Origin of the sequence: Streptococcus sp. HMSC062B01, from assembly GCF_001811085.1 — a bacterium.
Taxonomy (GTDB): domain Bacteria; phylum Bacillota; class Bacilli; order Lactobacillales; family Streptococcaceae; genus Streptococcus; species Streptococcus gordonii.
Map to the genome: position 1 here is coordinate 1 of NZ_KZ672763.1, position 12,345 is coordinate 12,345.

Here is a 12,345-nt window from a genome sequence, read left to right on the forward strand (position 1 = left end):
ATCTTTCTTAGGTTGTTCGCCGTCTTCGCTTGGAACTAATGTATTCCCCTTAGTATCTACAAATGAAGTAATTGGACGGACAGTCGGAGTGTATTTTGCAGTTATTTCTGTTCCGTTCTTATCAACTCGTTTGACTGTAACTCCTGAAGCCTTCCCAACAAAGTCTTTTTCTGGTGTGAAAGTTACCACACCATTTTCATCAATGGTATAAGTTCCTTCTCCCGGAACAACTTTCTTAGTTGTCCCATCATCAAAGGTTGGTTTAACATTTTCATCAATTTCAACAGTCTTTTCTACACCGTTTACTTCAACTTTACCACCAGTAAAAGTTGGTGTACCGTTTTGTTTTTGCCCTTTAGGTCCTTCAGATTCATCGTCTGTAGAAGTTGGTTTAACAGGTATTACAGTTGGAGTATACGTTGCTGTAGCAGTTGCTGTAATATCAGTATCATCTGCATCTTTTCCTAATTTGGCAGTAAGTGAAACTGTGACAGGTGTAGCTGTACCGGTAAATGTCTTCAATGGAACAAAAGTTACTTCACCTGTTTCATTATTAATTGAGTAGGTACCCTGACCATCAATTGTTAGAGTATCAACAAATCCACCTGTTTTTGGATCTACTAACTTAGCAGGCGAAGAAGCACTCGGTTTTACTGGTGATCCATCTCCAACAGATGTAAAGGTTGGAGTTTCATTTTGAGTAGCACCTTGAATATCAGTCGAAGTCACATTATGTCCTTCAATCGTATCAGTTACTGTAATATGGTAGGTTGTTGTAGCGGTTGATGAATCAACTCCATGATCAACTCCCGACTCAGTTCCACCGATTGTTGCTTCAGTAGTATAATTTCCATTACTATCAATAACATCAATCTTAACAGTATATACTCCTACTTCATTTAAGCTATATCCACTAGCAATATTATAGTTATTTGCATCTTGTTTGGTATCAAATACTTTTTGAACTCCTGAAGGCGATGTTACTGTGATTCGAGTGATATAGGTAGTTTTTCCATATTTAGTATCTTCAGAGTCTGAGATGCTTACTGCAGCTTTTGCTTCATTACGAAGGTCAACAACTGTACCTTTTGTTGAAGTATAATCTTGTGAAGTTGCTGTTGGTTTTGTATTTACTACAGTTGCCACATCAGTATTTGTTGCAATCGTCCCTCTAATAATACCACCAAATCCTGACTTAGTATGAACTTCCCAAGAGTCATTTTCAAGCTTAGTAGCAGTCACTTCAGTTCCATCAGATGACGCCCAGGTATTTGAATGTTTATCGTAAGTGACAGTTACTGACATTCCATCTCCTACCTGATTAGTATTCCTAGAAACATAAATCGTTTCTGGACGAGTTGGCGTTTCTACACTTGTCACTTTCCCAGTGCTATCAAGCTGTCGAATGTACTCATAGATATAAAATTTCATACCACCGTCTTGCTGAGCTTCTGTGTACACTTGACGTTTAGTCCATCTTGTCGTACCATCACCATTCAGTGTTTTACTTTCAGCATAGTCGCCAGGTAACTCCCAGTGTCCGGTAGCCTTATTAAAAGTCGCAGTATGTTTTTGCCCATCCGTTCCATTTAACTCAACTTGTTCACGTAAGAAAGTTCCCTTAACATTTTCAACAGATGCTTCCACTTTAATATTGTTCACACCAACTTTGGCAGTTGCCTCTGATGTCACAGGAATATTAAATACTGTATCTGAATCAACAGTACCTAATTCTTGATTCTCAGAAACAGCTGTGTTGGTTGAACCACTGTCTACGAGCCATTTGCCATTAACTGCTTTTAGATTGGTTACAGTACCATCCGGCATTGTTATCTTAGCACTTGACGCACCTTTAGAAATTTTAACTGGTACAACCGTTGAGTAAGTTTCAACGTTTTGAACCTCAACCTTTGGTTTCACAACTAATGTTACAGTAGCATGTGCTTCTTGTCCAGATTGGTTCCAGACATTATTATTAGCCAACTTATCATAATCTTTTGCAAATACGGAGACTGTGTAAATTCCTGCTTCAGTTAATTTCCCAGAAATGATTCCTCTCCCCATATTCGTTTGATCAGCAGCTTGCTCTTCAGAAGTACTATTCGCAACACTATATTTAGTTCCTGGAATTAATACTTTGGAATCATCTAATGCTTCACCAATAGTATTATATCCCGAAACTCCTGTTACTGATTTAGAGAATCTTTGAGGTACTCTTACAACTTTGCCTTCAACCGTCGTATAGTTATAAGTTCCTCGACTATTTGCTGGTGTTGCACTTGCACCTGACTCATCATAGAATTGAATATTTACATTAGCATCGTCACCAACATTACGATCATAACGCTTAGAATCTGATTTTATTTTAGGAGGCGTACTATCTTGCCACCCGACCCAACCAGCACGAAGATTCTGAATTTGGAAAGTTACCGTACGACCATCTGTATTGGTCGCAGTAATATTAAATCGTAAATCATAAACTCCATTTTCAATATCCGCTATAACTTTTCCTTGAATTGTGTCTGTTTCTGAATCGTATGTCAATCCCGGCACAAGGTTAGTTGGAGTTACAGAAGTTAAACTCCAACCAGCTTGCTTGGCATTTTCAGAAACAGCGATACGATCTTTCAAGCCTTTAATTAGTACACGATCAATTCCTTGTTCGTAACCCAATCCATAAATTTCTGTAGCTAGGTATTCATAACCACCATTAGCAGAGTAAATCGATGTTGCAGCGTTTAAAATTCTTGACCCATCCGCACGGAGTTTGTTTCTCCAAAGAGGGGCTTCTTCTGCTAATTTTTTAGCGGCATCAGGGGTTAATGGATAGTCTACACGTCCTTTGTTGTTATGACCAGTCTTTCCACCTTGTTCTGTATGCATCCCATTTCCAGCATTTGTATCATTACCAACCCGCTGATTAGAATAGACTTCAATCTCTAGCCCTGTAGCATCAGTACCCGTAATTAATTTAATTTCTTGTACTGGAATCGTATAGGTATCCTTACCTGTGTGATTTGAAGCATTTATTTCTGAGACACGAGAGACATTTGTTCCTTCTTCAGCATAGAAATCTTGAGCAGCCAAAGCTACTCCAAAATTCCCGTCTTTTCCAACTCCTGCTTTTTTCAGATCATTGTAGACAGCAAGAATGGAATCATTTAAGCGTGATAGTTGGGTGTGAATTTGCTGTGCGGTAACGTTATCAGCTGCTAAAACTTTCTTAGCTTCCGCAATAGCTGCTTTATTGTTGACTACTGCCGCTTCGATGGCTGCTTTGCTTGCGTCTTCAACCTTATTTCTACGAACTGCTTCATCTGCAAGAACATTTGTCACTTCCGCTTCTGACGTGACCTGTTCCAAAACCTTTTTAGATTCTTCTACAGCTTTTTCTGTAGCAGTGGTCGCCACTGGTTTGACTGCTGTAGTTGTTGCTGTTTCCTCAACTTGTTTCCCAGCTTCGTCTGACTCAACTACAACCGTGATCAAAGCTTCAACTTTAGCAAGTTCTGCATCAATATCAGCCTGTTTTGCAGTTTCGTTTGCAAGAACTGCCTTTGCAGCAGTCAATACTTCATTTGCTGTAACTATCGCTGTTGCATCAGCTTTCTTTGCAGACGCAACTTTTGCTTCTAACTCAACTACTTTTTTAGTCAGAGCAGTCTTATCAGCTTTTTTAGCTTCTACTATCTTATCTTCCTTCTCTGCAGTTGCTGGTGTTGCAACTTCAGGTTTCACCGCTGTTGAAAGCGACTCCGGTTTTTCTGCTAATACTGTTGTTGGTGGTGTCACAACTTCAGATCTCACTGTTGCTAAATCTGACTCCAACTTATCCGTCGGTGCTGGTGTTGCTGGTGATTTAGTTACTGTTACCGTAGTATCAGAACCTTGTACCTCCGTAGCAGATACTGCACCATTACCTAGGAACATCAAACCGGCTGCAATTGCCACCGATGCTGCCCCAAAGCTGTACTTCCGAATACTATAACGAAGGTACTTCTCCTTTCTAAAATCCTGTTGTTTTCTCTTCAAAAGACAACCTCCTTATTTTTTTAAATGTCGATATGAAATACACAGGAAAACAGAGACTCCTGCACTCACAGAAAATCGTTTTCAAGGAATTATTTATTTCCCGTGTTGTAAAATGAAGTGCAACAGAAAAGATATGTTCGTCATTCATCACATGAAAGAGGTTCAAATGAGAACTTCAACGGGCTCCTCAGAGAGTTTCTCCCTAAAGGCAAATCTCTCAATCCGCTGACTGACGAAGAACTCGCTCAATATCTCTCAGCTATTAACGAAAGACCTAGGCGACTTCATCAGTACAAAACTTCAAAATTTCTGTTTGGGCTAGCCCAAACAGCCTAAACAATGGAATCCTAGTCTATCCATGAACTTGTTGCACTTGACTTGACAATGTGCCAATTATTTATTTCAAAAAGTGATCTAACCACTCTCAACATATGTATTATAACATTTTTAAACTTTTATTCAACTGCTGTTGTAAGATGAAGTATAACACAAAAGTCATATTCTTCTGATATATAAGAATTCTCCAATTCAGTATAAAAGTAGATGAACATACCCACTAATCATTCCAACGAAAAATCAAACTATTCTTAATTATCAGACTCTGAATGTGGTAAAATGAGCGCTATCTCAAGATGGGTGAGAAATCTACAGAGATTGCTCGTCTTATTAGGTAGACATCACTCACGATTACTCATGAAATCAACGGAAAAAAACAGTTTTTCTGCGTTTTTATGGCATACTCAAAATATAGGCTGTTGTATAGCTAACAGTTTTAACACATTTTTCTGACATACTATAAATTTCAAAGAAGTAAAAGAATGTCAATTAAAAATCATTTACAAAGAGAATTCAAAGGTTCAAATTTTGAAATTTGTGAAACACTAATAACAGATACCTACTTCACTAGCTTTTTAGATTACGTGAGTTTACCTGAATCAATCTCTAAATTAATTGAAGAAGGCTATGCTGATAAAAGAAATCAGTTAGATGAATACATTGATTTTGCACTTCATCATAATTTAATTACTATGCAAAATAATATTATCCAAGCTACCGATCTTGGTTTAGCCTAGGTGTGGTGGGCATATGCACCAGTTGAAGGCGATGATTGGATTTAGATAAGAGAGCACTATATTTTCTGCATAAGATAAAACTAACAAAGGAATTATATAGTCTATTTTGTTGTAGAAAAAAATCCCCGCCAAGATCTAACTTGGCGGGGATTTGGTGGGGAATAACTCCCCTATTTAAGATTTAAATCACCTTAAGCAATTCTTAACCTTAATATACTAGGCTTTCGCATTCAATTTGCGTTACTCTATTATTTAAGAGTAATAATTTGCAAATCCTATTTTCTCCCAGTATTAGTGGGTTAATTCCTCAATTTTCAACTCTGGCAGGAATTTGGTAGGTAAATTGATAATCCAAGATTATCTAAACTGCTTGTAATCTCTTCTGAAATTGTTGAATCACCTGAATAATACCAATGACTATATGTATTCAACGTGGTTGACTTATCAGCATGTCCTAATCGATATGAAACATATAAAGTATCCTTATGTAACACATTTATAAGATAAGATGCATGACTATGTCTTAATCCTTTCCCCGTAATTTCTGGTACACCTGTAATCTTAGCATGCCTTTTTATTATCCTAGAGATTGTAGACTTACACAAGGGCTCACCAAAACGTGATATTACATAATCTTTATCATCATTCTTGATTTGAACTTCTCGCCATTTTTTAAGTATTGTAATTGTAAAATCATCTAAATCAATTTTACGATTCCCTGCTACTGTCTTTGTTTGTTGTTTAGCATACCATACACCGTTTTTATCCTTCTCAATCGTCGAATGAACATGAATCCATTTACGTTCAAAATCAATATCTTCCCATTTAAGAGCAATACCCTCACTAACTCTTAAACCAGTCATAAAATATAACCAGATCGTCATGTAATTATGGAGTCCCTCATACTCACTAATATCAAAAGAGTTTATTACCTTCTTAAATTCATCAAATGTCCAAAATTTTGTATCAGGGTGCTTTCCTCTAGGATTATCTAATCCTTTAAAAGGAACTCTATCAATATAACCCAATCTTTCTGCATAGCCCAGACATGCTTTAAATCTAGACCACATATTTTTAGCATAGTTACTAGAATACATGTCTATAATAGCTAAGCGAAATCTTTCACAGTCAATAGTACTAATATCTGATAATTTTTTACTACCAAATTGCTTAATAAATAACTGATGATGTGGTAAAGCGGTTTGATAAGTTACAAATTGAACTTTTTGTTGATAATATTTTAAATAAATCTCTTCCATAAACTCTCTAAAAGTTAGAAAACTATTATTAATAGTAGAGTTCACAAATTCATGTTTTAAACGAAGTATCTCTTCATATGCTTCCTTAAAAGAATTAAACGGTAGTCCCTGTTGATTTTTCCTTCCTTTCTTTTGAATTCTTTTCCCAGTTATTGGATCAACTCCTAATTCAATTTGAAAATAAATTTTTCCTTTTGAATCTTTGTATACACCTTTATATTTCTTTGTCTTTGATATAACCATTTTTCTCACCTTCTATATCTGAAAAAGAAATACCAATTAAATTTTCTACAATATTTTTAGGAGCAATGCCTAACCTTTTATTATCGAAAGGTGAACATCCTAATTGTACCGCATTCTTATTATTTTTTCTAGCTTCTTCAAACTTTTTTACCGCAATCTTTTTTGCTTGTCTAATAATATTTCTCGATGTGTGCTCTGGAAAACCAATCGCAACTAAATCTTTATAGTTTACTGTTTCCATGATTTTACTACTTCCTTTCTTAGATTTTTTCACCTCCATGGCATGACTGATGAAGTCATCATAAGAATTTCACTTGCTGCTCTTTTACGGTGGCAGCCTGAACGGTCAGAAGTATCATTGTATATCATTTGTATCATGGCATATAAAGTATCGCTCTATTTTATTGATGGTTTTAATGTCGCTCTTATCATGGCGAGCCATTCAAAACTGCTCCACAAATGAGGAAAGTACCATTTTGGACTATTTAATTGTCAATGTGCTTTCTTAACCTAATACTTTTTGGAGTAATGGTCTTCTTTATTATCCACTCGACCTACAAGGTAATCTAAACTTACATTATAAAAATCTGCAAGTTTGATAAGGTCATCTATAGAGATTAATCTGGTACCTGATTCCATTTTAGAATACGCTGATCTTGTACAATTTAAGATTGTTTTTGCAACATACTCTTGTGTCAAATCAGTATCCTCGCGTAAATCTCTAATCCTTTTCAACATCTAATGTCTCCTAAAACAAGTATAATATAGTTATTTTCTTATTTTTAAATATGTGACAAATTGGCACATGAAACTATTCTATATATACTTTTTAGGAAACTGTTTACTCTAAATGTATCTCATTTTCCTCAATAGATTTCATATTTTGTTTTTTCTTATATTTCTTTATTGTTTTATTAAACATTTCAAATAAATTTATTGCTTCTCTATGTTGTTCCTTCAGTTTTTCAATCTTTCCTTTATAAATGTATAAATCCTTCTCTATTTTATCTACTGAACTTTTATCTTGAATACTATTTTCTAAATTGCTAGAACTATTTGTCGTATATTTCAACAATACTTCCTCTAAACTAGTTAAATCATTAATTTTATTTTGAACTTGTTCAATCATATTCTCTAGATATGATATTTGGGCAATGAAATCCTTTGATATATCTTCAAAATCATTCGAACTATTTTCCGCAGATATAAGAAAATCTAATTGTTCTATTTTTTCTTTAATTTTGCTAAGAGAAATTCTTCTATACATATACTGCGGTTCATACTGAAGATTAAATTGTCTAATCAAAGTTTTACCTTTCATAAAGCGATTTTTTTCTGCTGAATCTTTATGATATACGTAGTAAGAACTAGTTTCTCTGAGAAATACTTTAACTTTTTCTTCTTCCATATTGATTTGAATATTTGGTACAAAAATAAGTCCTTCTTGTCGGATACCAAACTGTACCTTAATGTAAATTCCATCGTCTACTACTTCTTCTATTTGATTAAGATTCAACTCTACTTCAAACTCATGAACAGCATCCCTATTTCTCTTGAAATCTTGATAGGATTTCCATACCACCTCTTCTGTCGGCAACTCTTTTTCTTTAATTAGCTTTTCTTCATTGTAAAGTTCAACTAAATTTTTATTATCTAAGACAACAGTTTCATTTTTGTTATTAAAATAGTCTTGAAAATAACTAACACTATACCGATTCGTTTTTACAAATTCCTGCTCTGAAACCTTAATCTCATCAAATTCAAATTGAACATGTTTTTCTTTCGGAATTATTTTTAATCCAAAAAATTCTGTTCGTTGAATCAATTCATTCATATTCTTCGTTTTCGGAAGTAAAAATTCTAAGATGTTTATGATTTCCTTTTGAACAAACTTTTTCTTAAAATAAGTTTCATTATAAGGTTGTTTTCTACTCAATTTACTATCACGTACGACTTGCTTCATATTTGAATCAGTCATAAAAAAAGTAACATGCTTGTGTCTAAAATCAATTTTTAAATGTAAATCTTTTGCTTTTTTCTTGAAATCTTCAAAATTTTTCGAGTTCTCGATTAGAAAATATACTCGTTGTTTTATTTCATATTTGTAATTTGTTTTGCGATAAACTTCATACTGATGATGAGAATAACGATTTTCTATAATTTTTGCACCTACAATTTTTGAAAGACGATCTGAAACCATTCTTAGATTACGTTCTGCTTTATAATCCCATAGAAATTTTTTATCAGAATTCTTATCAATTGAATTTAGGATGATGTGATTGTGGATATGATCTTTATCGACATGAGTTGCTACAATGAAACGAAATCTACCTCCTGTCAATTCTTTAACTGTCTCATAACCAATCCGATTGATTTGTTCAGGAGTGAGATGGTCATCTGGAGAAAAGGACTGAATGATGTGATGAGAGTGAATTTTTCGTTGATTTACTTCTTGCCTATCATGACGAAATTCATAAAGAGTATCATTACTTAAAAAATTATCATTGTACATCTTCACTAGTTCTTTATAACTAGGAAAATCTAAATAATTTCTCATACCAAAATCTGAAACTAGTGATAGTTTTTTTGTTTTATTTGGATTCAAAATATATTTGATTAGTTTACTACGATAATTTTTTCCATGAATCGCAAAGTGTTTAGTGATGACCATAAAATTTCCTCAATTTTTCAGATTGGATAAGAAAATCTTTCTCCACTTCTACTATTAACTCTTCTATACCTTTTCTCAATTCATATAATTCAACTTCCGTTATTAAATTAGAATAATTTATACTCCTGGCTATTTGATTAATATTATTTCCTATTCGTTTTAATTCAAAAATCAAATCTTGATAACCAGTTGTATTAATGGTGATAAAATTCATGCTAGGGTCAAGTAGGGTTCGTCGAGCATATTCTGAGAATGATAAGCAGTTACTTTTTGAGATATTTTCATTCAATTTAACTAATTCTAGATCAGATAGAAAGACTTTTTTTAAATTTGTTCTATATCGATGTTCCACTCTACTACCTCATGTATTTGTTACGAAAATTTTCACTAAGAGGACTTGTATTTTCTACCTCTTTAATTAATTCCTGAATACAAGTTAACAAAATAGAAACATGTTCGTGAGTAACCTGATGATTTGTTTTAGCAATTATGAATACTTCATGAACATCACGGCTAATTTGTTCCAACTTTTGTTTTTTCCAAAGGTTGAACCATTTTTCCATCTGTTTTTGTCCATCAGATAATAGTAAGCTTTTACGGAGAAAATCAGAAAAATTATCATCTCCTTTCTCTCTCATTAAATCTAGTATTTGTTTTTCTTCCGTTTCTGTTAAGCGAAATTGCTTCCGAATACTACGTATATCTCTTTTCATATGATTTATCCTCTCTCATAGATACTTGTACTGACAATGTAAGCTTACAGACACTGTCAGTACGTTTTACAAAATAGATTCAACTTTTTTGTAAGGCTTTGCGAGCTCAGATATTGTGTCCACAATATCTCAAAAATCATATCGCCAGCCGACCAAAATCCTCCAATTTTGACAGCCAACGATAAGATAACTTGGTGGCTCCGCCCCCAAACCCCCAAGATAAATCTAAATTAAAAAAAGTATAACAAATACTTTTTGATAAAATTATCACAGAAAAAAGAGCCCTGTCGGACTCTTACAAACTAAAACAATGTCTCTGATACTCATACTGTCTAATCCCACTACTGTCTTTGTTCATCTTGATAGAAAAAACAAAGTAATGGTCACGACCGTCTAAAGATTTACTTTTATTAAGTTTAAAATAATGTTTTTGAGACATAGCCATTGTGCGTAAAATATCATCAGTGATAAATGTTAATGGTATGTCTAAAGCAGAATACTTATAAAAATCTGACTCAAACCTTAAATAAGAATCAGAAAAATAGTCCAGCTGCAATTTATCATCATATAATTCTTTACGATTCATGTAATTCCTCACCTTCTATCTGGATATCGAGTATATCTGACCATTCTAATCGAAGAAAACCAGTGTCTGATTTAATAGATATAAACTCTTTTCCAATCTCTTTAACAATACCCGATACTACTTTTCTTCTATTGGAGAACTTAAAAACAAAAGTTGCAGGGAACACATTCGTATAAAGTTGACGAACAAATAAAACTTTCTCTTCCATTGATAGGGAAATGGAGATATCTTCTTTATTTTTTTCTTCCCAAAGAGAACTTGAATGTTCTGACAAAAAGAATCCCATCCACTTAGCCATCCCACGATCTTGATACTCTCTTGCAGACATAAAAGGTAAATAAGAACGATTCATCATTTTAAACCATCTAATCCTCCAGCTGAATGACCACCAATGAGTTTACTTCTTGCAATGGTTCTAGAAGCTTGATCCAGGGCATTTCCTTTCAATAATGAAGTGAAACCAAATTCTGTTCGAATAGCATCGATTGCGGACTGGAGCCTTTCTTCTTTTTCTATTTTTTCAATATCATCAAATAATGAAATCAATACAAAGGATTCATCCACTAAACCAGAATAGTTAACCGCAACATTCCTGATAGCTCCTGAAGTATATTTAGTGTGAAATAACTTTAAAACGTAGTTTGTCAGTAGTGCTGTTTGATTGGTTGGTTCAATTTTCATTTGAGTATTGATAGAACGCTTTTGTTCCACTTTAGAGTAGCCTAGATGTATAGAAACTACTGTTGCTTTTTTACCAGCTCTTCTCAATCTAACTGCAACTTGTTCTGCCATCTCACGAAGTATAATTTCAATATCTCTTTGTTTAATATAATCTCTTGGTAAAACTTGAGAGTTCCCTATCCCTTTTGACTTTGGCTTATAAGGTTTATGAACATTACTTTCATCAATCCCATTGGCGTGGAACCATAACTCTAGACCCATGATACCAAGCTCTTTTTTAATCAAGTCAGGATTAGCCTGAGCCAATTCTTTAATCGAAAAGATACCTAAATTATGTAATCTCTTCTCCATGCGATTTCCAATTCCCCAGAAATCTGTCATTTTAGGGATAGTCCATACTTTCTTTTCGACATCCTCATAGGACCAATTGGTTCTCATTGTCGGAGTCTTTTTCGCTTCATTATCTAGTGCTAACTTAGCTAATAAGGGATTGGAATTAGACATGCCTACAGTTGAATAGATTCCAGTTTTTCTCCAAATCTTTTTTTGAATAGCAGCCGAAATAATATCTAATTTATCTTTCCTACTAATACTTTTATCTGGTACAAAATAATTTAATGAACTTGTTAAATCAATAAATCCTTCATCAATTGAGTAGGGATAAATATCATCTGGTGCTGCAAAATCTTGAAAGATTTTTTGAATCTCCATGTTGACAGCAATGTAAGTATCCATTCTCGGAGAAACAATCACGGTTGATTTTGCCCATTCCTCTATATAGCGGACATAGTCTATCGTTGTCGGTAAACCTTGCTTCTTAGCATTATAATAAGAGAATTTGCGAGTCTTTACATCAAATGGTAAATCATAGGAACGTCCAACGTTCGACTTTCCAAAGACCTTTTTAAACATAGGAGAGGAAGCAAGGATTAAACCAGCAGAATTATCAGCACGACTCATAACACAAAGTGAAGTCTTAAGTGGATGCAGGCCTCTATCTACACATTCTACACTTGCGTAAAAAGATTTCATATCAATAAAGGCAATGTCACTATTAGGTTCGAGACTATAATCAAACCAACTCATA

Annotated in this window: 11 protein-coding genes and 1 pseudogene; 2 read left to right on the forward strand and 10 right to left on the reverse strand. The window is 34.1% G+C overall.

Going from position 1 to position 12,345, the window contains the following annotated elements; translation table 11 throughout:
• Nucleotides 1-4,032: YSIRK-type signal peptide-containing protein (locus HMPREF2780_RS00005; protein ID WP_105025939.1), on the reverse strand; the 4,032-nt coding region annotated here is incomplete at its 3' end.
• A gap of 141 nt (nt 4,033-4,173) precedes the next feature.
• On the opposite strand from HMPREF2780_RS00005, the pseudogene HMPREF2780_RS00010 reads away from it, so the two are divergent.
• Nucleotides 4,174-4,368 (forward strand): annotated as a pseudogene (locus tag HMPREF2780_RS00010) (IS30 family transposase); the annotation flags it as partial.
• Between the two features lie 482 nt (nt 4,369-4,850).
• A complete protein-coding gene (locus tag HMPREF2780_RS00015; RefSeq protein ID WP_002933831.1) occupies nt 4,851-5,105 on the forward strand; it encodes a hypothetical protein in 255 nt (84 codons plus the stop codon).
• Nucleotides 5,106-5,419: 314 nt separating this feature from the next.
• On the opposite strand, the gene HMPREF2780_RS00020 is transcribed toward HMPREF2780_RS00015, so the two are convergent.
• The 9 genes from HMPREF2780_RS00020 to HMPREF2780_RS00060 all read right to left on the reverse strand — a co-directional run bounded on the left by HMPREF2780_RS00020 (nt 5,420) and on the right by HMPREF2780_RS00060 (nt 12,344).
• The gene (locus HMPREF2780_RS00020) at nt 5,420-6,607 is read right to left on the reverse strand and encodes a tyrosine-type recombinase/integrase (protein ID WP_105025940.1); all 1,188 of its coding nucleotides are present in this window, start codon (nt 6,605-6,607) and stop codon (nt 5,420-5,422) included.
• Complete coding sequence (locus tag HMPREF2780_RS00025) at nt 6,579-6,848, reverse strand: DUF3173 family protein (protein ID WP_049512680.1); 270 nt, start codon at nt 6,846-6,848, stop codon at nt 6,579-6,581. The genes HMPREF2780_RS00020 and HMPREF2780_RS00025 overlap by 29 nt, the downstream gene beginning before the upstream one ends.
• A 269-nt stretch (nt 6,849-7,117) precedes the next feature.
• Nucleotides 7,118-7,345 (reverse strand): helix-turn-helix domain-containing protein, encoded by a 228-nt coding sequence (locus HMPREF2780_RS00030; protein ID WP_037606785.1) that lies wholly within the window; start codon nt 7,343-7,345, stop codon nt 7,118-7,120.
• A 103-nt stretch (nt 7,346-7,448) separates the two neighbouring features.
• Nucleotides 7,449-9,278, reverse strand: a complete 1,830-nt coding sequence (locus HMPREF2780_RS00035) for an SAG1250 family conjugative relaxase (protein ID WP_105025941.1) — start codon at nt 9,276-9,278, stop codon at nt 7,449-7,451.
• A complete protein-coding gene (locus HMPREF2780_RS00040; protein WP_105025942.1) occupies nt 9,265-9,630 on the reverse strand; it encodes a MobC family plasmid mobilization relaxosome protein in 366 nt (121 codons plus the stop codon). The genes HMPREF2780_RS00035 and HMPREF2780_RS00040 overlap by 14 nt, the downstream gene beginning before the upstream one ends.
• A 4-nt stretch (nt 9,631-9,634) precedes the next feature.
• The gene (locus HMPREF2780_RS00045) at nt 9,635-9,991 is read right to left on the reverse strand and encodes an SAG1252 family conjugative relaxosome accessory protein (protein WP_049512673.1); all 357 of its coding nucleotides are present in this window, start codon (nt 9,989-9,991) and stop codon (nt 9,635-9,637) included.
• 295 nt (nt 9,992-10,286) lie between these two features.
• Nucleotides 10,287-10,577, reverse strand: coding sequence for a DUF5960 family protein (locus tag HMPREF2780_RS00050; RefSeq protein ID WP_001080186.1), 291 nt, complete (start codon nt 10,575-10,577; stop codon nt 10,287-10,289).
• Complete coding sequence (locus HMPREF2780_RS00055) at nt 10,567-10,932, reverse strand: hypothetical protein (protein ID WP_049512671.1); 366 nt, start codon at nt 10,930-10,932, stop codon at nt 10,567-10,569. The genes HMPREF2780_RS00050 and HMPREF2780_RS00055 overlap by 11 nt, the downstream gene beginning before the upstream one ends.
• Nucleotides 10,929-12,344, reverse strand: a complete 1,416-nt coding sequence (locus HMPREF2780_RS00060; RefSeq protein WP_105025943.1) for a Y-family DNA polymerase — start codon at nt 12,342-12,344, stop codon at nt 10,929-10,931. The genes HMPREF2780_RS00055 and HMPREF2780_RS00060 overlap by 4 nt, the downstream gene beginning before the upstream one ends.
• Nucleotide 12,345 lies beyond the last annotated feature (1 nt).

What these genes read in the sequence shown, in the direction of transcription:
- HMPREF2780_RS00060 (WP_105025943.1), bottom strand. Translation starts at nt 12,344, where the DNA reads ATGAGTTGGTTTGATTATAGTCTCGAACCTAATAGTGACATTGCCTTT.
- HMPREF2780_RS00030 (WP_037606785.1), bottom strand. Translation starts at nt 7,345, where the DNA reads ATGTTGAAAAGGATTAGAGATTTACGCGAGGATACTGATTTGACACAA.
- HMPREF2780_RS00045 (WP_049512673.1), bottom strand. Translation starts at nt 9,991, where the DNA reads ATGAAAAGAGATATACGTAGTATTCGGAAGCAATTTCGCTTAACAGAA.
- HMPREF2780_RS00050 (WP_001080186.1), bottom strand. Translation starts at nt 10,577, where the DNA reads ATGAATCGTAAAGAATTATATGATGATAAATTGCAGCTGGACTATTTT.
- HMPREF2780_RS00025 (WP_049512680.1), bottom strand. Translation starts at nt 6,848, where the DNA reads ATGGAAACAGTAAACTATAAAGATTTAGTTGCGATTGGTTTTCCAGAG.
- HMPREF2780_RS00035 (WP_105025941.1), bottom strand. Translation starts at nt 9,278, where the DNA reads ATGGTCATCACTAAACACTTTGCGATTCATGGAAAAAATTATCGTAGT.
- HMPREF2780_RS00020 (WP_105025940.1), bottom strand. Translation starts at nt 6,607, where the DNA reads ATGGTTATATCAAAGACAAAGAAATATAAAGGTGTATACAAAGATTCA.
- HMPREF2780_RS00055 (WP_049512671.1), bottom strand. Translation starts at nt 10,932, where the DNA reads ATGATGAATCGTTCTTATTTACCTTTTATGTCTGCAAGAGAGTATCAA.
- HMPREF2780_RS00015 (WP_002933831.1), top strand. Translation starts at nt 4,851, where the DNA reads ATGTCAATTAAAAATCATTTACAAAGAGAATTCAAAGGTTCAAATTTT.